The 21,326-nt window shown below is 64.8% G+C and carries 21 protein-coding genes, 2 tRNA genes and 2 rRNA genes; 11 read left to right on the top strand and 14 right to left on the bottom strand.

What is annotated here, in order from left to right:
• Positions 1-534 (top strand): hypothetical protein, encoded by a 534-nt coding sequence (locus tag WDN01_20735; GenBank protein ID MEJ0028457.1) that lies wholly within the window; start codon positions 1-3, stop codon positions 532-534.
• Complete coding sequence (locus WDN01_20730) at positions 531-1,241, top strand: 2OG-Fe(II) oxygenase (protein ID MEJ0028456.1); 711 nt, start codon at positions 531-533, stop codon at positions 1,239-1,241. Before WDN01_20735 ends, WDN01_20730 begins: the two co-directional genes overlap by 4 nt.
• A gap of 79 nt (positions 1,242-1,320) precedes the next feature.
• On the opposite strand, the gene epmA is transcribed toward WDN01_20730, so the two are convergent.
• Positions 1,321-2,358 (bottom strand): EF-P lysine aminoacylase EpmA, encoded by a 1,038-nt coding sequence (gene epmA, locus WDN01_20725; protein ID MEJ0028455.1) that lies wholly within the window; start codon positions 2,356-2,358, stop codon positions 1,321-1,323.
• Positions 2,359-2,404: 46 nt separating this feature from the next.
• On the opposite strand from epmA, the gene WDN01_20720 reads away from it, so the two are divergent.
• Complete coding sequence (locus WDN01_20720; GenBank protein ID MEJ0028454.1) at positions 2,405-3,118, top strand: alpha/beta fold hydrolase; 714 nt, start codon at positions 2,405-2,407, stop codon at positions 3,116-3,118.
• 64 nt (positions 3,119-3,182) lie between these two features.
• Positions 3,183-3,752 carry an elongation factor P gene (gene efp, locus WDN01_20715; protein ID MEJ0028453.1) on the top strand — a complete coding sequence of 190 codons (570 nt, stop codon included), beginning with the start codon at positions 3,183-3,185 and terminating at the stop codon, positions 3,750-3,752.
• A gap of 131 nt (positions 3,753-3,883) precedes the next feature.
• Here the strand turns inward: efp and WDN01_20710 are convergent, their stop codons facing one another.
• Complete coding sequence (locus tag WDN01_20710; protein ID MEJ0028452.1) at positions 3,884-5,311, bottom strand: aldehyde dehydrogenase family protein; 1,428 nt, start codon at positions 5,309-5,311, stop codon at positions 3,884-3,886.
• Positions 5,312-5,638: 327 nt separating this feature from the next.
• Here WDN01_20710 and WDN01_20705 point away from each other — a divergent pair, with 327 nt between their 5' ends.
• Entirely contained in the window at positions 5,639-6,073 is a 435-nt protein-coding gene (locus WDN01_20705; protein ID MEJ0028451.1) for a hypothetical protein, read from the top strand.
• Positions 6,074-6,201: 128 nt separating this feature from the next.
• On the opposite strand, the gene WDN01_20700 is transcribed toward WDN01_20705, so the two are convergent.
• A complete protein-coding gene (locus WDN01_20700) occupies positions 6,202-6,579 on the bottom strand; it encodes a hypothetical protein (protein ID MEJ0028450.1) in 378 nt (125 codons plus the stop codon).
• A 163-nt stretch (positions 6,580-6,742) separates the two neighbouring features.
• Here WDN01_20700 and WDN01_20695 point away from each other — a divergent pair, with 163 nt between their 5' ends.
• Together WDN01_20695 and WDN01_20690 are read left to right on the top strand one after the other, a co-directional pair.
• Complete coding sequence (locus WDN01_20695; protein ID MEJ0028449.1) at positions 6,743-7,279, top strand: peroxiredoxin; 537 nt, start codon at positions 6,743-6,745, stop codon at positions 7,277-7,279.
• A gap of 6 nt (positions 7,280-7,285) precedes the next feature.
• Positions 7,286-7,822, top strand: a complete 537-nt coding sequence (locus tag WDN01_20690; protein MEJ0028448.1) for a tetratricopeptide repeat protein — start codon at positions 7,286-7,288, stop codon at positions 7,820-7,822.
• 57 nt (positions 7,823-7,879) lie between these two features.
• Here WDN01_20690 and WDN01_20685 read toward each other — a convergent pair whose 3' ends face one another.
• The 3 genes from WDN01_20685 to WDN01_20675 all read right to left on the bottom strand — a co-directional run bounded on the left by WDN01_20685 (position 7,880) and on the right by WDN01_20675 (position 11,279).
• On the bottom strand, positions 7,880-8,710 hold the full coding sequence (locus WDN01_20685; protein MEJ0028447.1) for a CmcJ/NvfI family oxidoreductase: 831 nt from the start codon (positions 8,708-8,710) through the stop codon (positions 7,880-7,882).
• A 172-nt stretch (positions 8,711-8,882) separates the two neighbouring features.
• Positions 8,883-9,035: a hypothetical protein gene (locus WDN01_20680; protein MEJ0028446.1), complete on the bottom strand. Its 153-nt coding sequence runs from the start codon at positions 9,033-9,035 to the stop codon at positions 8,883-8,885.
• Positions 9,036-9,098: 63 nt separating this feature from the next.
• A complete protein-coding gene (locus WDN01_20675; protein ID MEJ0028445.1) occupies positions 9,099-11,279 on the bottom strand; it encodes a prolyl oligopeptidase family serine peptidase in 2,181 nt (726 codons plus the stop codon).
• Positions 11,280-11,457: 178 nt separating this feature from the next.
• Between WDN01_20675 and WDN01_20670 the strand changes: the two genes are divergently transcribed.
• On the top strand, positions 11,458-11,682 hold the full coding sequence (locus WDN01_20670) for a dodecin family protein (protein ID MEJ0028444.1): 225 nt from the start codon (positions 11,458-11,460) through the stop codon (positions 11,680-11,682).
• 24 nt (positions 11,683-11,706) lie between these two features.
• On the opposite strand, the gene WDN01_20665 is transcribed toward WDN01_20670, so the two are convergent.
• The 4 genes from WDN01_20665 to WDN01_20650 all read right to left on the bottom strand — a co-directional run bounded on the left by WDN01_20665 (position 11,707) and on the right by WDN01_20650 (position 14,116).
• Complete coding sequence (locus WDN01_20665; protein MEJ0028443.1) at positions 11,707-12,090, bottom strand: response regulator; 384 nt, start codon at positions 12,088-12,090, stop codon at positions 11,707-11,709.
• A 137-nt stretch (positions 12,091-12,227) separates the two neighbouring features.
• On the bottom strand, positions 12,228-12,911 hold the full coding sequence (locus WDN01_20660) for a UPF0149 family protein (protein ID MEJ0028442.1): 684 nt from the start codon (positions 12,909-12,911) through the stop codon (positions 12,228-12,230).
• Positions 12,908-13,705, bottom strand: a complete 798-nt coding sequence (locus WDN01_20655) for an arginine deiminase family protein (protein MEJ0028441.1) — start codon at positions 13,703-13,705, stop codon at positions 12,908-12,910. The genes WDN01_20660 and WDN01_20655 overlap by 4 nt, the downstream gene beginning before the upstream one ends.
• Before the next feature lie 87 nt (positions 13,706-13,792).
• Complete coding sequence (locus WDN01_20650; GenBank protein ID MEJ0028440.1) at positions 13,793-14,116, bottom strand: HigA family addiction module antitoxin; 324 nt, start codon at positions 14,114-14,116, stop codon at positions 13,793-13,795.
• 218 nt (positions 14,117-14,334) lie between these two features.
• Between WDN01_20650 and WDN01_20645 the strand changes: the two genes are divergently transcribed.
• The 3 genes from WDN01_20645 (at position 14,335) to WDN01_20635 (ending at position 16,673) form a co-directional block, all read left to right on the top strand.
• Positions 14,335-14,691, top strand: a complete 357-nt coding sequence (locus WDN01_20645; protein MEJ0028439.1) for a transposase — start codon at positions 14,335-14,337, stop codon at positions 14,689-14,691.
• On the top strand, positions 14,688-15,035 hold the full coding sequence (gene tnpB / locus WDN01_20640) for an IS66 family insertion sequence element accessory protein TnpB (GenBank protein MEJ0028438.1): 348 nt from the start codon (positions 14,688-14,690) through the stop codon (positions 15,033-15,035). Before WDN01_20645 ends, tnpB begins: the two co-directional genes overlap by 4 nt.
• 87 nt (positions 15,036-15,122) lie before the next feature.
• The gene (locus tag WDN01_20635; protein ID MEJ0028437.1) at positions 15,123-16,673 is read left to right on the top strand and encodes an IS66 family transposase; all 1,551 of its coding nucleotides are present in this window, start codon (positions 15,123-15,125) and stop codon (positions 16,671-16,673) included.
• 415 nt (positions 16,674-17,088) lie between these two features.
• Here WDN01_20635 and rrf read toward each other — a convergent pair.
• The 4 genes from rrf to WDN01_20615 all read right to left on the bottom strand — a co-directional run bounded on the left by rrf (position 17,089) and on the right by WDN01_20615 (position 21,273).
• Positions 17,089-17,203 (bottom strand): 5S ribosomal RNA (gene rrf / locus WDN01_20630).
• Between the two features lie 217 nt (positions 17,204-17,420).
• Positions 17,421-20,781, bottom strand: a 23S ribosomal RNA gene (locus WDN01_20625).
• Positions 20,782-21,047: 266 nt separating this feature from the next.
• Positions 21,048-21,123, bottom strand: a tRNA-Ala gene (locus tag WDN01_20620).
• 73 nt (positions 21,124-21,196) lie between these two features.
• A tRNA-Ile gene (locus WDN01_20615) sits at positions 21,197-21,273 on the bottom strand.
• Between the last annotated feature and the right edge of the window lie 53 nt (positions 21,274-21,326).

Genomic DNA, 21,326 nt, shown 5'->3' with positions numbered 1-21,326 from the left:
ATGACGGCAGACGATATTTCGCTTGCGAGCGTGGCGTTCGCGGCGGTGAGTGCGTTCTTTTCGGCCATCGCGGCGGTGGCCAGCCTGGTCGAGACCAGGCGCGTGGCGCGCGCCAGCGATTCGACGATCTATCTCGAACTGTTCCGCGAGTACCGCTCGCCCGAGATGGACGCCGCGCTCGATGCGCTGGCGAAGTTCTGGGGCGACCGGAATCAGGACTATCCTTCCGCAGGCGAGGCGTTCGTCGCGTTCCGGGAGCACAATCCCGAGGGCGCGGCGGCGGTGCGACGGCAGTGCCGGATGCTGGTGACGCATTTCAACAGCGTCGCGCGGCTCCTGATCGCGGGCCTGATCTCGCGGCGGACCGCGAAGATCCTGATCACCTTTCCCGGCCTCAACATCTATTACGATGTCGCTGTGCCGATCGTCCGGCTGGAAAATCCCCACCCGGAATTTTCCGCTTACATTACCATCCTCAAGCGCATCCAGCCGAAGTATGGTGACGGCTTCTGCGATTTGGCGAGTTCCGCATGACCATGGTTTCCGCTCCGATCGACCTCGATGCCATCGCGGCGGCGCCGGTGGCGCGCGAGCCGTTCCCCTGGTTCATGGTGCCGGGCTTCGTGAAGGCCGAGGCGCTGGACGCGATCAACGCGGATTTCCCGGCCGTGGCGCATGCGGGAAGCTTTCCGCTCCCGACCCTGACCTATGGCCCGGCCTTCGAGCGTTTCATGGACGCGATCCGCGGGCCGGATTTCGCGCGCGCGGTGGCCGCCAAGCTCGGGATCGACCTGGCGCGGCGCCCGACCATGGTGACGGTGCGCGGCATCTCGGCGGAGCGCGACGGTCAGATCCACACCGACAGCACGACCAAGCTCGTCACCGTGCTGATCTACATGAACGGCAAATGGGAGGCGCCGGGCGGGCGCCTGCGCCTGCTGCGTTCGGCCGACGACCTCAACGACGTGATCGCCGAAGTGCCGCCGGACGAAGGCACGCTCCTGGTGTTCGAGAACAGGCCGAACGCCTGGCACGGCTTCGAGGCCTTTGCCGGCCCGCGCCGGGTGATCCAGCTCAACTGGGTGACGAACGGGCGCGTGGTATGGTGGGAGCAGACGCGCCACAAGGTGAGCGCGTTCGTGAAGGGGCTGGGGCGGTCACCTCTCCCGCTCGCGGGAGAGGTCGGCGAGCGCAGCGAGCCGGGTGAGGGAACATCTCGCGTGCCGCTTCCCCTCACCTAGCGAAAACTAAGCACTTGGCTGCGCTTCGCTCCGCCAAGTGCAAGTTTTCGCGTCCTCTCCCGCAAGCGGGAGAGGTCAGCTAAGGCGCGGGCGTCCACAACACGTCGTCGATGCGCGGGGCGCCGGTGGCCAGGAGGACGAGACGGTCGAAGCCCATCGCCACGCCGCTCGCGGGCGGCATATGCTCCAGCGCGGCCAGGAAATCCTCGTCGATCGGATAGCGCTCGCCGTAGATGCGCTGCTTCTCCGCCATCTCGGCCTCGAAGCGCCGGCGCTGCTCCACCGGATCGGTGAGCTCGCCGAAACCGTTGGCAAGCTCGACGCCGCAGGCATAGAGCTCGAAGCGCTCGGCGACGCGGGCGTCGCGCGGCGCGGCGCGGGCCAGCGCGGCTTCGCAGCGCGGATATTCGTAGAGCAGCGTCGGGACGCCGTTGCCGAGCCTCGGCTCGACCGCAGCGACCAGGACCTTGCTGAAGATGTCGGACCAGTTGTCGGCTTCGGTGACGGCGAAACCGGCGCGGCGGGCCTTGGTGGCGAGCGCATCGCGGTCGCCCTCGCCCGACGGCGACAGGGTCGAGAGCAGGTCGAGGCCGGCGTGAAAGGTGAAGGCGTCGGCCACGGTCAGGCGCTGCGGCTCCGCCCGCGGATCGCAGGCGCGGTCGCGGAAACGGAATTCCGCGACGCCGGTCGTGTCGGCGGCGAGGCGCAGGAGGTCGAGACAGTCCTGCTGCACGGCGGCATAGGGCTCGCCGGCGCGGTACCATTCGAGCATGGTGAATTCCGGGGCGTGCAGGGCGCCGCGTTCGCGGTTGCGGAAAACGCGGGCGAAATCGAAGATGCGGGTCTCCCCCGCGGCGAGCAGCTTCTTGGCCGCGAATTCGGGCGAGGTATGGAGGTAGAGCGTGCGGCCCTCCCCCGCCGTCGTCAGAGCGGTTGTCGCAAAAGCGTGAAGATGCGCCTCATTGCCCGGGGACATCACGAGCGCGCCGCATTCGACCTCCGTGAAATCCTCGCCCTCGAAATGGGTACGGATTGCTTTCTTGATGCGATTGCGCTGGCCTAGGAGCGGCCGGCGGTCGGCGTGCCTGTTCGGGGACCACCACGGTGAGCCTGTCATGTCGGTCGTCGCGGCCTTTCCATTACAACTGAGCGGGAGAGTATAGATGAGCAGCTTCGTCCTGGTGCATGGCGCGTGGCATGGCGGCTGGTGCTGGCACAGGATCGTGGACCGGCTCCAGGCGATGGGCCACCGCGCGGTGGCGCCCGACATGCCCGGCCATGGCGACGACGCCACTCCGATCGAGGACGTGACGCTGGACGATATCGTCGACCGGATCGGCGAGACCATCGACGCGCAGGACGAGAAGGTCGTCCTGGTCGGCCATTCCTATGGCGGGGCGATGATCACCCAGACGGCCGAGCGGCACGCCGACAAGATCAAGAGCCTCGTCTACCTGACCGCCTTCCTGCCGGACAACGGGCAGACCGTCGAGGAACTGGCGCGGGCGGACGGCGACAGCCGGCTGAACGGCGGCATCTATCTGTCGGCGGACGAGGTGACGGCGCATGTCAGGCCCGAGGCGGTCCGCGGCGGCTTCTATGGCGATTGTTCCGACGACGACGCGGCGTTCGCGGCGGCGCGGCTCCGGCCGGAGGCGGTGGCGGGGCTGCGCACGCCGATCCGCACGACGCCGGCCCGTTTCGGGCGGCTGCCGCGGACCTATATCGAATGCCTGAAGGACAAGGCGATATCCATCGCCATGCAGCGGCGGCTGCACGCGGCGCTGCCCTGCCAGCGGGTGTTCCGCCTGGATACCGACCATTCGCCCTTTTTCTCCGCGCCCGACGCCCTGGCCGAGGCGCTGGGCCGCCATTAGGGGCGCCTCTTGGCCGGGGCGTCCTGCCCTGCTATGAGCCCCGGTCCCCCACCAGAGGTCGTCCGTGGTTTCGGTCATCGCAAGCTCCATCCGCAAAGGCAACGTCATCGAGAAGGAGGGCAAGCTCTATGTCGTGATAACCGCGGAGAACATCCATCCCGGCAAGGGCACGCCGGTGACGCATCTGGAGATGCGCCGCATCTCCGACGGGGTGAAGACCGTGGAGCGCCTGCGCACCACCGATTCCATCGAGAAGGCCTTCATCGACCAGGCCAAGTACAATTATCTCTACCAGGACGGCGACCACTACGTCTTCATGCAGCCGGAGACCTTCGACCAGGTCCATGTCGGCAAGGACGTGGTCGGCGACATGGCGCCCTATCTGATGGAGAACATGGAAGTCACGCTGCAGAGCTTCGAGGGCAATCCGATCAGCCTGGAAATCCCGCAGCGCGCGACCTTCGAGATCGTGGAGACCGAGCCGGTGGTGAAGGGCCAGACGGCGTCGGGCTCGTTCAAGCCGGCGCTGCTGTCGAACGGCGTCAAGACGATGGTGCCGACGCATATCACCGTGGGCACGCGCGTCGTGGTGATGACCGAGGACGGGTCCTATGTCGAGCGGGCCAAGGATTAGGGCCGTCCAAACCGGTCGAAAATGTCCGGACGCAGGTTGCGTTCGCCGTGCGCATCGGCAACCGCCCTATCGCCAAAACGAAAAGGCCGCCATGTCGCCATGGCGGCCTTTCGCATTTCGTGAGGCGATGCCTACGCCGCTTCGTAGCCGATGACGGCCTTGGTCTCGAGGAATTCCTCGATGCCGAACTCGCCGCCCCATTCGCGGCCGTTGCCCGACTGCTTGTAGCCGCCGAACGGCGCGGTCACGTCGACCGGTGCGCCGTTCAGATGCACATTGCCGGTGCGCAGCTGCGCCGCGACCTTGCGGGCGTGGTCGATGCTGCCCGACTGCACATAGCCGGACAGGCCGTAAAGCGAGTCATTGGCCATCTCGACCGCCTGCGCTTCGGAGTCGTAGGGGATCATGGCCAGCACGGGTCCGAAGATCTCCTCGCGCGCGATGGTCATGTCGTTGCTGACGTCGGAGAACAGCGTCGGGCGCACATAATAGCCGCGGTTGACGCCTTCGGGACGGCCGAGGCCGCCGGTGACCAGCTTGGCGCCTTCCTCGATGCCCTTCTGGATCAGGCCCTGGATCTTGTTGTACTGCGCCTCGCTCACGACGGGGCCGATCGAGCCCGGCGTGCCGTCGCCGATCTTGACGTTCTCCATCGCGGTCTTCACCAGGCCGGCGATCTCGTCCTGCTTCCTGCGCGGCACGAACATGCGCGTCGGCGCGTTGCAGGACTGGCCCGAATTGACCATCAGGCCGCCCATCTGCGCCTGCACCGCCTTGCCGAAATCGGCATCCTCCAGGACGATGTTGGCCGACTTGCCGCCCAGCTCCAGCGCCACGCGCTTGACCGTCTCGGCCGCCGCCTTGGAGACCTGGATGCCGGCGCGCGTCGAGCCGGTGAAGGACATCATGTCGATGTCGGGATGATGCGACAGCGCCTCGCCGACGCCCGGCCCGTCGCCGTTGACGAGGTTGAACACGCCGGCGGGCACGCCCGCCTCATGCATGACCTTGGCGAACAGGATGGCGTCGAGCGGCGCGATCTCCGACGGCTTGAGCACCATGGTGCAGCCCGCGGCGATGGCGGGGGCGACCTTGGCGGCGATCTGGTTGATCGGCCAGTTCCACGGCGTGATCAGCCCGCACACCCCGACCGGCTCGTAGCGGATGCGGTTCTTGCCGCGCGGCACTTCGAATTCGAACTCGGTGAGCGCCTTCAGCGTGGTGCCGATATGGCCGAGCGCGGCAGGGGCCTGCGCCGCCTTGGCGAGCCACATCGGCGCGCCCATCTCGGCATGGATCGCCTCGGCGACCTCCCCGATATGCTTCTGGTAGGCGGCGATGATGGCCTGCAGCAGCTCGATGCGCTGCGCCTTGGTGGTCTGCGAGAACGACACGAAGGCCTTCTTGGCGGCGGCGACCGCCTTGTCGACATCGGCCTTGGAGCCCAGGGAAATGCGCGCGAAGGGCTCTTCCGTCGCGGGATTTTCGACCTCGATCGTCTTCGGCACGACCGGGTCGACCCATTTGCCGTCGATATAGAACTGAAGATGATCCTGCATTCCCGTTACTCCCGTGGTTGTTGAGCGGACGGCGGAACCCGTTTCGGGTTTTCCGCGAATAGCGGGGGGCATAAAATCACATCCCCGGGCCGGCGGCAAAGCGCCCGTTACGGCACGAAAACCCGCGAAATCCGGAAGGAAATCCGGCGCGGCCCATCGTGGGACGGCGGCCCGGCAACCGCGCCCTTTCCGGCAAAGGCTGTGGGCGGTGCAAGCCGACGCGGCGCGAAAGCGACAGCGCCTCGAAACCGGTATTCCACGACCAAGTTGTGGTGATGGCCGCCGCAAAATCGCGCTAGCATCGTTCGAGACTTTGAGTCTTGGCCCATGCAGTTCATCTGCGACGCGCCCGAGCGCAAGGCATGGTTCCGCATCGAGTCGGAAGCGGAAGCCACGGCCGAATCCGAAGCGATGCGCCATGCCGTCGAGAAATATTTCCGCCGCGAACGCGACGCGGCGGTGCGCAAATACCGGCCTTCGCCGTCGATGAGCTATATCGAGCGCGACATCGGGCTTGCCGCCCATATCCAGCGCACCATGCCCTTGTTCCTCACGCTGCGCGAGCATGACGGCACGCCGCTCGCCACCGCGATGCTGCCGCCGGGCGGAAAAGACGACGACAGCTTCCGCGTGATCCTCGTGGGCCCCGCCAATACCGATCCCTTCGCCGGCCAGGCGGAGGCGATCGCCGCCCTGGGCCGGCATTTCGGCCTCTCGCTGACGCGCGAGCGCTGCTACCCGTACCAGAACTACGGCGTTTGACCGGGCCCGGAGCGTGGCGCGGGCCGCGCTGACAAGTTCGTGCACATGGCGGCGGAAGGCGCGCATCCCGGCGGTGTGGGCGCCGTGCTTGAAGGCGCGCCGATTGCCGAGGGGAGCGCCGCGGCCACTCAATCTTGTGGCTCCGTCGGCTGGGCGCCGCTATGTACTGTTTTCGAGCGCGTGCGCGATCCCAGCACTTTGGCGATGGCGATGTTGGTCTGGATCAGCCGCGCGACGGCCGCCGCCGCCACGGCACTGGCCTTTGCGCCGAGGTCGTCCGATACGACGAAGCCCATCGCCTGGCGCACGGCGTTGCGCAATTGCGCGGCGTGCTCGGCGAGAAGGGCATCGAAATCCTCCACCGGGGCCGGCACCTGCCAGTCATAGAGCTCCGGCGATCCGAACAATTTCTCCTGAAGCTCCGCGCGCCGTTTGCGATAGGCGGCCCGGTTGGCCCGATATTCGGCTTCTTCGCGCTCGGCCTTTTCACGCCAATCTTCTTGCATGGTTCACTCCTTGCCGTGTCGCGGTGCAGTATCCGCCCGGCGCCGGGGGTGTTGGACAACTATGCGCTGTAAATCTTCGGCAGCCAGGTTTTGGAAGGACTTGCGCGTGACTTGGCGGCCCGTTGCGGGCACATTATCCACGGCCATTTCCGGGACGCCCGACATGAAACGACTTGCCGCCGCTCTTCTGGTCTCCGCCCTGCTGGCCGTCCCCGCGCTCGGCGCGCTCAAGCCCGGCGACGCCGCGCCGGACTTCACGGCGCCGGCGGCGCTGGCCGGCAAGGAATTCAGCTTCGCCCTCGCCGACGCGCTGAAGAAGGGACCGGTGGTGGTCTATTTCTATCCCAAGGCGTTCACCACGGGCTGTTCGCTGGAGGCGCATGCCTTCGCCGAGGCGATGCCGCAATTCGCCGCGCTGGGCGCCAGCGTGATCGGCGTCAGCCATGACGACATCGGGACGCTGGAGAAATTCTCGACGCAGGATTGCGCGAGCAAATTCCCGGTGGCGTCGGACGGCGACCAGCACATCATGAAGGCATATGACTCGGTGTTCGCCAAGGCGCCCGACCTGGCGGACCGCATCTCCTATCTGATCGCGCCGGACGGGCATGTCCTCGCGGTGCATGCCGACCTCGACTATTCCAAGCATGTCGACACGATGCTGGCGGCGCTGCAGAGCTGGAAAGCCGGACAGCACTGAGGGGCCATGGCGGACAATCCCGACGGCCCGTTTTTCAGACGGGCCGTGCCGCCCGACCGCGAAGCTTTTCTTGGGTACATCGAGACGCAACGCGCCGCGCTGGCGGCGGCGCGCGCCGGCTCCGATGACGCGGCGCTGATCGAGACGGCGGGTTCGCTGGGCTCGGCCCTCTTCATGCAGGAGGGCAGCGAGGCGGAAGCGGCGGTCCTCCTGGAAGAAGCGCTGGCGCTGTCGCGCGCGCGGGGCGACCGCGCGACGGAAATCGACGGGCTGCTCGGACTGGGGACGGCGCGGCAATATCTGGGTGAGCGCGAGGCGGCGGTGGCGCTGTTCGACGAGGGCCTCAGGCTCTGCGCCGAGACCGGGATCGACGGGCAGGAGAATTTCCTGCTGCATCACCTGGGGCGCTGCCTGGTGGAACTGGGGCGGATCGGCGAGGCGCGCGCGGCGTTCGAGAAGGCGCTGGTGTTGCGCCGGGCTATCGGCAATGCGCGGTTCATTCGATCGACGGAACAGGCTCTGGAGGCGTTGGCGCGGCTGTAGGCCATGAATTCCTCCCCCGCTGTTGCGGGGAAGGAAACGCAACGCGCGAGCGGCGGCTCAATAAAACGCGAACGCCCTGATCTCGATGCTTTCGCGCGGGGGCGCGTCGGGTGGGGCGAGCGGGTTGTCGAAGGCGGCATGCGCGCCCCAGCGGGCGCGGCCGTCGGTCATCGAGTCATAGACCTTGAACACCAGCGCCTCGTCGCGATGCATGCGCGGGAACCAGAACCAGCGATGCGCCGGATTGTAGGTGAACTGATAGATCTCGCCGACGCGGTCGGGGAAGCGCCTTTCTGTCGGGATAAGATCCCGCGGCGCAATCGAGCGCGCATCGGCGATGCCGAGCGGGTCGCGGTCGATCGGCGCGGCGATCGCGCGCCACACCTGGACGATGGCGACGCGGCGGGAGAGAAGATCGGCCGCCTTGCCGGGAAAGAAATCGCGCACGCGCTGCGGTCCCGACCAGTCGGTGTAGTCGTTGTGCACCGCTTTGACCGGCTCGCGGAGTTTCTTCGTCGCACGGGTGTCGGCGTCGCCATGGCGCACCGTGTGGTCGAAGATGTGGACGCGGGCGGCGCCGGAACGGGCGGCGATCAGCGCCTCCATCTCGGGATAGTAGACCGCAGTGAGTTCGTCGGGATCGAGGAAGTCCTTCACCCGCGTCGGCTGGTCGGCGAGCTCGAAGCCGGAGGTGTCGAGCGAAAGGCTCGCGCGCAGCGGCCGCGCGTCGGCCACGGGCACGACGTGCCGGGCGATCACGGTGGTCGAGTTGCGCTCCAGGCCGTCCTTGCCGCCGGTCTGCGCGACCGGCTTCACCCCGGTGTCGACGGCGTAGTTGAAGGCGGCGTGGACGATGCCATCGTCGGGTTTGAGGGCTGGCTGGCTCATGGCGAGGCTCCGGTGCGGCCGTCCGAAGGTAGGACGGAACGGAGCCTACACCAGAGGGGACGGGGGATGCAGAGAGGGCATGGCGGGGCAGAAAGTTTCACGCGGAGGCGCGGGGCCGCGGAATTCCTCCGCGTTCTCCGCGGGAGCCCAATTCACCGCGCCTGTGGCGCAACTAGGTCCAGTCCTTGCCCTTGTGGGGTTTGCGGACGAGCTGGGGCTCGACATAGGCGGGCGGCTTGCCGCCCGTCGCCGGAACGGCGGCCGCCTTCTTGTCGGCCTTGGGCTTCTTCTTTTCCTTGTTGCCGCGCTGTTCGCGATTGGCCATGGGAGACTCCTTCGCTACGAATCGGTCACGCAAAATAAGGCCTGGCCGCGCGAACGAAAAGCCTCAGGGCTTCGCGGGAAACACCGGCTTCCAGGCGGGGTCGCCGGCGCGCCATTTCACGAAGGCGATCCAGTCGGCCGCCAACGTGTCGGTCTGGCTGCGGGTCGAGCCGATGCCGTGGCCGGCCTGGGCGTCGATGCGCAGGAGCACCGGATTGGGCGGGCTCACGCTGAGCAGCGCGGCCTCGAACTTGGCCGGCACCCAGGGCGCGACGCGCGGATCGTTCAGGCCGGTCGAGATCATCACCGCCGGATAGGCGACGCCCTTCTCGACATGCTGGACGCTGTCCATCTCCCACAGGTTCTTGAAGCCGTCTTCCTTGGTGACGGTGCCGAATTCGGGGATGTTGTCCGGGCCGTTGGGCGTGAACTCCATGCGGAGCGGGTTGGCGGACGGCACCGCGTCGAGCACCGCGGCGAAGAGATCGGGACGCTCCTCCATGGCGCGGCCCATGGTGATGCCGCCGGCCGAGCCGCCCATGATGGCGAGCTGGGCCTTGGTCGTGATGCCCTGGTCCACGAGATACTGGCCGCAGGCGATCTCGTCCTGCCAGGTGTTGTGCTTGTTGGCGTCCTTGCCGGCGAGGCGCCAGGCATCGCCCAGCTCGCCGCCGCCGCGCACATGGCACACGGCATAGGAGATGCCTTCCTTCAGGAACACGGCGCGGCGCGGGGAGAAATTGGCCAGGTTGGAGATGCCGTAGGAGCCATAGGCCTCCACCACCACGATGCCGGGGCCGGTCGCGGTCTTCGGCCGCACCAGCGAGAGCGGCACCTCGACGCCGTCCCGCGCCGGCGCCTTCAGGTCGCTGACGACATAGTCGGCGGGATCGATGTCGCCCTGCGTGCCGATCTTGAGATCGGCGAATTTCCCGGTCTTGGGATCGTAGCGGTATTCCGTGGGCGGAAGGACCCAGGATGAGAAGTCGAAGACGATGCCGGGACGGCGCTGGTCGGTGAACGTTTCGCCGATATGGCCCTTCATGGGGAGCGCGATCGGCTCGGCCTTGCCGGTCTTGTAGTCGACGCGCAGGAGTTCGGAATAGACGCCGCGCGTGGTGAGCACATAGAGGCCGTCGGCGGCGGCGTGGATGCTTTCGATCACCCGGTCCGGCGTGGCGGGCACCAGCACCTTGGCATGCGCCAGCGGCTTGCCGGCCTGGACGCTGAGCACCTGGAAGGTCGGCGCGTCCTTGTGGCTGAGCAGGAAGACGGTCGAGCCGTGGACGTCGAGCGAGGTGACGCCGTCCGCGCGGTCGGTCAGCATGGTCCAGGCGGCGGGATCGGCCGCCTTCGCGGCCGGCGCGGTCCACGCCTTGTATTCGGGCTGCACGCCGTTGATGGAGAGGAGCACGGCGACCGGCGAAGCGGGCGAAAAGGCCAGAGCCGGTGTCTCGTCGGCCGTGATGGCGGGGCCGTGGCCGGTGAGCGAGCCGTAGAGCGGCACGGGGTCCGACTTGAGGTTCCAGGATTCGAGCGTTGCGTCGCGGTATTTCTCGGTGCCCGGATCGGTGGGCTTGAGCTCTTTCATGCGGATGAAATAAAGCGTCTTGGAATCGGCGCTCCACGAGGTGGTGCCGTATTCCGCGCGGTCGATCGGGCCGGCGATCGGCTGGCCGGTTGCGGCGTCGTAAACGCTCAGCGCCGCGTCTTCCGAGCCGCCTTCGGAGATGCCGGCCGCGACCTTGGTGCCGTCCGGCGAGGGCAGGATATAGTTGATCGCATAGGGCTTGCCGCCATGAGCGGCCATCACCTTGGAGATGTCGACGATCTTGCGCGTGCCCTTGGCGTCGCGCACCACGAGGTCGTAATTGTCGGCGCCGGGCGCGCGCTCCTGGTAGAATTCGCGGCCGCCATAGGTCGCGTAGCTCGCGATGAAGCCGAAGCTGCCGGTGAAGGCGCTGACCCGCTTGCCCAGATCGGCGCGGCCGGGGATCGCGTCCATCAGCGCGGCGGTGTAGGCGCCCTGGGCCTTCATCCAGTCGATGGTGGCGGGATCGAGCTTCTCCATGCCGCGCCATTCGTCGGTGACCGACTTGCCCCAAAGGGTCTCGGTGACCGGGGAGGGCGCGATGTCGGCCGGCTGCGGCGGCGCGCCCGCGGGCGCGAGCGGATCGAGGGCCAGGGCAGCGGTCGCGGTGGCGAGCACAAGCGCGGCGGCGGCGCAGACGGACGAGAGCTTCATGGTGGGGACCCCGGTTGGCGGCGTGAGTTTAAGCCGAGAAGATGCGTCACGCGAAGGGCCGCACGGCGACGTGATCGTGGACCGCGGAGGGGTGTCAACATGGCACGGCGCGACCGGCGGGCGTAGGATGCGCCCAGCGGACAGCGCGGAATGCCGCCCGCAATCAGGAGAAAACGCCATGGCCAAGACAGCATCCAGCAGCGGCGTGTATCGCGTGACCGAGATCATCGGCACCAGTCCGACATCGTGGGAAGACGCGGCCAAGCGCGCCGTGGAGACCGCCGCCAAGACGCTGCGCGACCTTCGGGTCGCGGAGGTCCAGAAGCTCGACATGACGGTGGAGAACGGCAAGGTCGCGAGCTATCGCGCGCGGGTCTCGCTGTCGTTCAAATACGAGGGATAGCCGCGCCGCCGTCTTCGGAGCGCATCACGCCGTGCCGCAAGGCACCAGCGTGGCGAGCATGTCGACGACGTCCGAGGTGAGATAGGGCTTGGCGAGAAAGCGGCCGCCGCGCGGCAGCTGTTCGCGCGAAGGCAGGCGCTTGCCCGAGGTCACGATGATGCCGATGGACGCCCAGCGGTCATGCGCGGCGCACGCCAGGGCCAAGCCGTCCATCGAGCCGGGCATGTCGACGTCGGTGAAGATACAGTCGATGTCGCTGCGCTGTTCCAGGATGCGCAATGCGGCATCGGCGTTCTCCGCCTCGACGGTGGCATAGCCCGCGTCCTCGATGATCTCGGCGGCGCACAGGCGGATCAGCGGCTCGTCCTCGACGACGAGGATGTGGCGGATGGGGTCTGTTTGCAGCAATGTTGTCATAGCAAGGAGAGAACGCCCTGCGGCGCCCGAACGATCCGGATTGTTCCAAGCCGGCGCGTTAAGGAGTTCTACCTGTGGGGTTCGGCCCGACGGCAAGGACCAAATCGCGCCGGCGTGGACCCCCCCGCTCAGGCCGCCTGGCCGCAGCACTTCTTGTATTTGCGGCCCGAACCGCAGGGACACGGATCGTTGCGGCCGATCTTGGGCGCGGTGCGGACGGGGATCGCGCCGGCCGGCGGCGGCCGGTTCTTCTGCTGCCAGTAATCCGCGATGTCGATCACGGCCTGGGCGATCAGGTCGGGCGATTGGGCGAGGAGGAAGGCGCGGTCCTTCTTCGAAAGCTCGAGCAGGGGCTGGCCGGCCTCGTCCTCGCACAGGGCGAGGATCGGATAGGCGATGGTGTCGTCCTGTTCGGACTGGAACAGCACCGACCAGGCCTCGAGACGCAGGGCGGCGCCGGTCATGAAACCGACGGCCCAGCTTTGCGGCAAGGGTTCGTCGTCGTCGTCGACATCGAGAATGGGTGCATAGGTGCCGGCCTCGACCTCGTCGACGACGGCGTCATAGCGGGCATAAATGGCGCGACGAACGCCCAGCGCCTGGGCGCTGTTTTCGAAGCGCGGCTCGGCGCCGCTCCAGACGACCGGCATCCATTCTGCCGGATCGATCGGCTCGGGACCGATGGCGACGGCGGCGAGGAAACCGTCGAGCTCGGCCATGGTCATGACCGTGTCGGGCAGAGCGGGCGATTGCAGATAGGCCGACAGCAGATCGAGGTCGGCGTCGCGCGGGGTGGGGTCGGTGTCGGTCATGGGCTTTGGGACAGGGTATGCCAGCGCAGGGACATGCAGGACAAGCCGGCGTCGAGCTTGCCGATCTCGCGCACCGGCAAGGGCGTGACGGCATAGCCCGCCTTCGCCAGCAGATCGCGGGTGCGCGGGAAATGGGCGCCGACGAAGACCGTGTCGTTGACGCGCAGCGCGTTGGCAGCGTCCTCCTCGCCGTCGGGCGTCAGGAGGACCTCGAAGCCGGCGAACGGTCCGCCGGACGCCATCGCCGGCGTCGCGAGCAGCGTGCCCTCGGCCAGGAGCGATACGGCCGACTTGAAATGCAGGACGCCGCGCGGCGTCGGGACGATGCGGCCCTTGCGGCCGAGGGTTTCGAGATGGCGGAGAAGCGCCGCGGCGCCGGCGGCATCGGTGCGCTGCGACAGGCCGACGAACACGACATCGGGCGTGACGAGGACGTCGCCGCCGTCGGCATGGGCGCCCTCTTCGAGTTCGAGCACGCGCGGGAAATGGCGGGTGAGCGCCGCGCGTATCGCGTCGCGCTCGCCGCGGCGGGAGGGCGCGCCGGGCCGCAGCAGGATCGCGCCGGCGCCGAACACCAAAGCGGGGTCCTCGACGAAAACGGAGTCGGGAAAGGCCTCGAGCGGCGGGAGTGTGTCGACCGCCACGCCGGCGGCGGCGAGCGCGGCGACATAGGCGGGGTGTTCCTTGAGGATCGCGTCGTAATCGGGCACAGCGCGGGGATCGCTGCGGATGCCGTCCACGACGCTGCGGCCCGGCGTGCGGACGATGGCGGAGTCGAAATCGAAAATGCGCATGGGGAGCCTTCGAACGAGCAGCCGCGAGTTGACGGCGCGGCGGAGAATAGCAATCGTGCGGCGGCACGCGCCTGCGGCGTGAGCCGCCTACGCCGCCGCGGGCTTCAGCGGGCGAATGCCCTTCAACGAGTCGCGCGCCGCAATGGCGGCGGCCGACAGGTCGTGCTGGGCCTGGAGATTCATCCAGAAATCGGCCGTCGTACCGAAGACCTTGGCGAGGCGCAGCGCCGTGTCGGGCGTCACGGGCTGCGTCTCGCGGACCAGCCGCTCGATTCGCGTGCGATCCTTCAGGCCCATCGCCTTCGCCAAGGCGCCGGCCGAAAGGCCGTAACCCGGGAGATACTCCTCGCGCAGATGTTCGCCCGGATGGGGCAGCGGCGACTTGAAGTCGGAATAGTTGCGAGCGGCCATGTGTCCCTCCTTGGACGACGGCGATCAGTGATAATCGACGAACTCGACATTTTCCGGACCGTTCGGTCCCCAGACGAAGCAAATGCGGAACTGATCGTTGACGGTAAGCGTCCGGCCTGGCACGCCTTGCGCGTTGTTGCGGTGACTTGAGGATAGGTCATTGGAGCGTCGCTGATTGAGCGGCTCAAGTCACCGGGACCGTCCCTATGTCTGGACAGATGACCAGGGTGTTCGTTGCGGATGCGCGTCGGCGTTGGGGCGATGAAGAGAAGCAGGCGATTATCGAGGAGAGCAAGACGAGCCCGGTGGCGCGGGTGGCGAAGAAGCACGGGGTGGCGACGAGCCTGCTGTTCCGCTGGCGCAAGCAGCAAGGTATCTGGTCCGGACGCCCGCCTGTGCAACCGCCGAGCGGTGAGGGCTTTGTCCGCGTTGGGCTGGCGGCGCCCGCTGTGGCGCCGGTAAAATCCAGCCCTGGCAGCATCGAGATCGTGCTGGGCTCGGGCCGCCGCGTGGTGGTGAACGGAGATGTCGATGCGGTCGCGCTGCGGCGGGTGATCGAGGCGCTTGAGTCTTGATCCCGGTTCCGGCCGGCACGCAGGTATGGCTTTGCGCGGGCCACACCGACATGCGCAAGGGCTTCAACGGTCTGGCGCTGCGGGTGCAGGAAGTCCTCAAGCACGATCCGCATGGCGGGCACCTGTTCGTGTTCCGCGGCAAGCGGGGCGACCTCATCAAGCTGCTGTGGCATGACGGCCAGGGCCTGTGCCTGTTCGCCAAACGGCTGGAGCGCGGTCGCTTCATTTGGCCGGCAACGGCCGGCGAGGCGGTAACCATCTCGTCGGCACAACTTGGCTATCTGCTCGAAGGCATCGACTGGCGTGCGCCGCAGCGGACGTATCGTCCGGAACTTGCCGGATAGAGATATCCACGGCTCCCGTGCGGCACGCTGACTCGTGGGAAGTGCGCAGCAATCGCCTTGGGAAGCTTGCTGTGGTGGCATTGCGCCATGACGGTTGCTCCCGATTCGCTGCCCGACGATCCCCAGGCCCTGAAGGCGCTGGTGCGCGAGCAGGCGGCGCTGATCGAAGCCAAGGACGCCGAGTTGCGCGCGAAGGATTTGCGCATCGAACAGGTTTTGGCGCAACTGCATCGGCTCAAGCGCATGCAGTTCGGCCGTTCGTCGGAAAAGCTCGACCAGCAGATCGAGCAGCTCGAGTTGCTGCTGGACGATCTGCAGGAAAGCAGTGCCGCCGCCCCGGCCGCGCCTTCGCCAGCCTCGCCGGACACGCTGCAAAAGCCCGTGCGGCGGCCGTTGCCGGATCATCTGCCCCGCGAGACGATCCTGCATGCTACGCAATGCGCCTGTCCCCGTTGCGGCGGCGACTTGCGCCGTCTGGGCGAAGACGTCACCGAGCTGCTGGAGTATGTGCCGTCGTCGTTCAAGGTCATCCGGCATGTGCGGCCGAAGTTCTCGTGCCGCAGGTGCGAGGCGATCACCCAGGCGCCGTTGCCGTCGCTGCCGATCGAACGCGGCCGCCCAGGGCCTGGCCTGCTCGCCCATGTGCTGGTTGCCAAATACGCCGATCACTTGCCGCTCTATCGCCAGAGCGGGATTTACGAACGCCGCGGCATCGATCTGGAACGCTCGACCTTGGCGGACTGGGTGGGACGTGCGAGCGCGCTGCTTGCGCCTTTGGTCGATGCCCTGCGCAAAGACGTGATGGCATCCGATGTTCTCTTCGGTGACGACACGCCGGTGCCGGTGCTGGCGCCGGGAACCGGAAAGGCCAAAACCGGGCGGCTGTGGACCTATGTGCGTGATGAGCGGCCTCATAACGGCAAGCTCGCACCGGCAGCCGTCTACTTCTACTCGCCCGACCGCAAGGGTGAGCATCCGGCCTTGCATCTAAAGGCTTTTAAGGGGGTGCTGCATGCCGACGGCTATGCCGGCTTCAATGCCATCTTCGAGAAGGGCCAAATCGCCGAAGCCGCCTGCTGGGCGCATGTCCGGCGCAAGTTCTTCGACGTGCATGCCGCGAATGGCTCGCCCATCGCCAAGGAAGCGCTTGGCCGCATCGGCGCGCTCTATCGCGTCGAAGAAGAAGCCCGCGGCAGACCGCCCGACGAACGGCAAAGAGTGCGGCGGGAAAAGGCCAAGCCGTTGCTCGACGCGCTCCATGCCTGGCTTGCCGCGACGAAGCAAAAGCTGTCGCCAAAGACCGATCTTGCCGCGGCAATCCGCTATGCGCTCGGGCGATGGACGGCGCTCGCGCGATACCTCGACGACGGCCGGCTGGAGATCGACAACAATGCCGCCGAGCGATCCATCCGCCCGCTCGCCCTCGGCCGCAAGAACTACCTCTTCGCCGGTTCCGACGCTGGCGGCGAACGTGCCGCCGCCATCTACTCCCTCATCGAGACCGCCAAGCTCAACGGCCTCGATCCCGAAGCCTGGCTGCGCGACGTGACCGCCCGAATCGCCGACCATCCCATCAACCGCATCACCGAAATCCTCCCCTGGAACTGGGCCGCCATTCCGCTCGCCAAAGCCGCGTAGATCACCGGACGCTTACCGTTGACGCCGATGGACCATTGTCCTTTCCGATCGTCCGTCAGGGCATGCAGGCGGTTGCCGGGCGGCGACCGCAAATCCTCGAGCACCGCCGCCGCATCGATCCGAGCGAGCTTGCGCCTTGTCGCGCCATAGAGATCCGCCGGGAACCCTTTCGGCGTCCGCCCCTGGAACACCGCTTCGGCAAGCTTGCCTTTCCAGCTTCGGATCATCGCGCCCCCGGCGCCTTGTAGCGCATCAGGCTACAAATCGCAAGCCTCCGTAGCGCAATGCGCTACAAGGCGGCAAACAAACAAAAAGCCCCGCCGTCTTGCGACGGCGGGGGCTTTTCGGATGTGTGAAGGCGGATCGCAATTTTTCGGGCTCACGCTTTCGCGTACGCCCTAGCTGTTCTTGGCAGGACTGGCAGCGACCTACTCTCCCGCGGCTTGAGCCGCAGTACCATGGGCGCTGGGGGCTTTAACGGCCGAGTTCGGAATGGGATCGGGTGGAATTCCCCCGCAAGGACCACCAGTCCGGCAAAGAACAGCGATTGGGATTGAATACGACACTTAACCTTCGCGCGCTCTCGCGCAAACGAAGTTAGCTGAGCTGTCGTCGGGTCGACGACAATTGTTTTCATGCTTCGCGCTTGCGCGCGTCGCACGACCTTCGAAAATCCGCTCGATGAAAACGGATTTTGCGAAGTGCGTGATGCCTGGCTTTGTTTCCAGACATGGAACGGTGCTGCTTGCGATCAAGCCAATCGAGCGATTAGGACCAGTAAGCTCAACGCGTCGCCGCGCTTACACACCTGGCCTATCGACGGGGTAGTCTTCCCCGGCTCTCAAGCGAAACCTAGTTTTGAAGTGAGTTTCACGCTTAGATGCTTTCAGCGTTTATCTCGTCCGTACATAGCTACCCGGCAATGCGGCTGGCGCCACAACCGGTCCACCAGAGGTACGTTCCTTCCGGTCCTCTCGTACTAGGAAGAAGTCTTCTCAAGTTTCGAACACCCACGGCAGATAGGGACCGAACTGTCTCACGACGTTCTAAACCCAGCTCACGTACCACTTTAAATGGCGAACAGCCATACCCTTGGGACCGGCTACAGCCCCAGGATGTGATGAGCCGACATCGAGGTGCCAAACCGCACCGTCGCTATGGACGCTTGGGTGCGATCAGCCTGTTATCCCCGGCGTACCTTTTATCCGTTGAGCGATGACCCTTCCACACGGGATCACCGGATCACTATGACCGACTTTCGTCTCTGCTTGAGCCGTCGCTCTTGCAGTCAGGCAGGCTTTTGCCATTGCACTCAACAACCGATTTCCGACCGGTCTGAGCCTACCATCGCGCGCCTCCGTTACTCTTTGGGAGGCGACCGCCCCAGTCAAACTGCCCACCATACGCGGTCTCGGACCCCGTTTCGGGGTCGCGGTTAGACATCAGGATCACAAAGGGTGGTATTTCACATTTCGGCTCCACTCGGGCTGGCGCCCAAGCTTCAAAGCCTACCACCTATTCTACACATCGCAGTCCTAATGCCAGCGTAAAGTTGCAGTAAAGGTGCACGGGGTCTTTCCGTCTGACCGCGGGAACCCCGCATCTTCACGGGGAATTCAATTTCGCTGAGCCTGTGTTGGAGACAGTGGGGAAGTCGTTACGCCTTTCGTGCAGGTCGGAACTTACCCGACAAGGAATTTCGCTACCTTAGGACCGTTATAGTTACGGCCGCCGTTTACCGGGGCTTCGATTCAACGCTTTCACATCTCCTCTTAACCTTCCGGCACCGGGCAGGCGTCAGACGCTATACGTCATCTTTGGATTTCGCAGCGCCCTGTGTTTTTAGTAAACAGTCGCCACCCCCTGCTATGTGCCCCCGGCCACCACTTGCGTGGCAACCGGGCCCTCTTCTTCCGAAGTTACGAGGGCAATTTGCCTAGTTCCTTCAACACAGTTCTCTCAAGCGCCTTAGCATACTCTGCCAGTCCACCTGTGTCGGTTTGGGGTACGGACTGAACGTGGGAGCTATTTCCTGGGACCTCTTCGCGGCCCGCCCAATCCAGTAAGGGCGAACAACATACGAGATCCGTCACTTCCCACAGGCCCACGAATATTTACGTGGTTCCCATCGGCTACGCCTTTCGGCCTGGCCTTAGGGTCCGGCTAACCCTGCGCAGATTAACTTGACGCAGGAACCCTTGGACTTCCGGCGAGAGGGTCTCTCACCCTCTTTATCGCTACTCATGTCAGCATTCTTACTTCCGATACCTCCAGGATCGCTCACGCTTTCCCTTCGCAGGCATACGGAACACTCTGCTACCATTCAGAAAACAGAATACAGGGATCGGGGATCAGATCAGTCCGAGGATGTGCCTGACTTGCTGTGCAGGCTTTGCAGCATTCGCGCGACGGTTTGATATTCGTCCCGCCAACGCGACCAGCACGCTTCGTCGATATAGCCAAGGTCCAGACAGTAGCGTGACCAAACACGCATCTCATCCGCCGATCCAATCGAGATCCGCAGAAACCGTCTGAACTCAACTTTCGAATTGCGCTGCTTGCCGAAACCTTCCGCCAGATTAGCGCAGATCGATTTCGATGCTCGCCGCATCTGGTCGCCGAGTGCCCGCTGTTCAACTGCGGGAAACGTCAGCGACGCTTTGTGCACTTCGAGCGATATCCGATACGCCCGCTTGAAGACTTCCAAATCTTCAAACGATTGAACCGGACCGCCCGACATCCTCATTCTGATCCCTGATCTCTGTATTCTGAATTCCGAATCCTAAGCTTCGGTGCATGGCTTTAGCCCCGATACATTTTCGGCGCAAAGTTCCTTGTTTAGATCAGTGAGCTGTTACGCTTTCTTTAAATGATGGCTGCTTCTAAGCCAACATCCTGATTGTTTTGGGAACCTCACATCCTTAACCACTTAGCCATGACTTGGGGACCTTAGCTGTAGGTCAGGGTTTTCATCCCTCTTCACGACGGACGTTAGCACCCGCCGTGTGTCTGCCACACTCAGCACTCACCGGTATTCGGAGTTTGGTTAGGTTTGGTAAGCGGTGAAGCCCCCTAGCCCATCCAGTGCTCTACCCCCGGTGGTGATATGTGACGCGCTACCTAAATAGCTTTCGCAGAGAACCAGCTATCTGCAAGTTTGATTGGCCTTTCACCCCTAGCCACAACTCATCCCCGACTTTTTCAACAGGCGTGGGTTCGGTCCTCCAGTGCGTGTTACCGCACCTTCAACCTGGTCATGGCTAGATCACTTGCTTTCGGGTCTCATCCGTCTAACTCAGTCGCCCTATTCAGACTCGCTTTCGCTGCGCCTCCACCTGACGGCTTAGGCTTGCTAGACAGACGAACTCGCTGACCCATTATACAAAAGGTACGAAGTCACAGGCTCGCCAAAAGCGAACCGTTTCTTCTTCAGCTTATTCCTCACTTCGTTCAGATGCGGACCCCCATGCTGTCGCTTGCACGAGGCATGGGAAATCGCACGATCGCCTTGCGGGCTTTCGTGTTTTCGACATCTGCGTTTGAAGCAAGGTTGAAGAGAACCGCTCACCTTTGGTGAGCCTGCTCCTTCTGTTTGTAGGCGTCCGGTTTCAGGTCTCTTTCACTCCCCTCGCCGGGGTGCTTTTCACCTTTCCCTCACGGTACTAGTTCGCTATCGGTCACACACGAGTACTTAGGCTTGGAGGGTGGTCCCCCCATCTTCAGACAGGATTTCACGTGTCCCGCCTTACTCGAGACGCCTTCTCCTTTTTACCCGTACGGGGCTATCACCCGCTATGGCCGACTTTTCCAAGTCGTTCCGGTTTTTAGAGAAGACGTACTGGCCTGGTCCGCGTTCGCTCGCCACTACTAACGGAGTCTCAATTGATGTCCTTTCCTACGGGTACTGAGATGTTTCAGTTCCCCGCGTTTGCCTCTCTCCCCTATGTATTCAGGGACAGATAGACCTTGCGGTCTCGGTTTCCCGATTCGGAGATCTGCGGGTCAAAGGGTGCTCGCCCCTCACCGCAGCTTATCGCAGCGTGCTACGTCCTTCATCGCCTGTGTGTGCCAAGGCATCCCCCAGACGCCCTTGCTTTAACGCTTGATCGCTCAGCATTCGTTCCATGCCCAGAAAGAAAGCCAGCGCATGGACGACTCCATGCACCGCGTTCAACCTGGAAATGGTTTTCATGCGATCAGTTTTAAGTGTCGTATTAAGATCTTACCGGTTGTGCAAACCGGCTCAATCCCGCCTTCACAATGTCAACGCTCCTCTCGGAGCTTCTCGCGAGCTTGCGTGGCGCTTGCGCGCCTCACTCTCTCGAAGCTGATTGTCTTTTCCGTCGTTCGGATGCTGCGGTCGAGCCTCAGGCGTGGTGGAGCCAGACGGGATCGAACCGACGACCTCATGCTTGCAAAGCACGCGCTCTCCCAACTGAGCTATGGCCCCTGGCAGAAGGCGGAAGACGGAGAGCAGGGATCGGAAAACTCCGATGCCCGCATTCCGTTCTCCGTTCTCAGAATGGTGGGCCCGGGACGAGTTGAACGTCCGACCTCACGCTTATCAGGCGTGCGCTCTAACCACCTGAGCTACGAGCCCGATAGAGGGTCAGCAATATCCGCGCGCGATCGCGCGGACATCTGTTCGCGCGC

This window comes from Rhizomicrobium sp., assembly GCA_037200985.1.
Classification (GTDB): Bacteria; Pseudomonadota; Alphaproteobacteria; order Micropepsales; family Micropepsaceae; genus Rhizomicrobium.
Note: the sequence above shows the minus strand (reverse complement) of the source record. Positions and strands in the feature narration are given on the sequence as shown.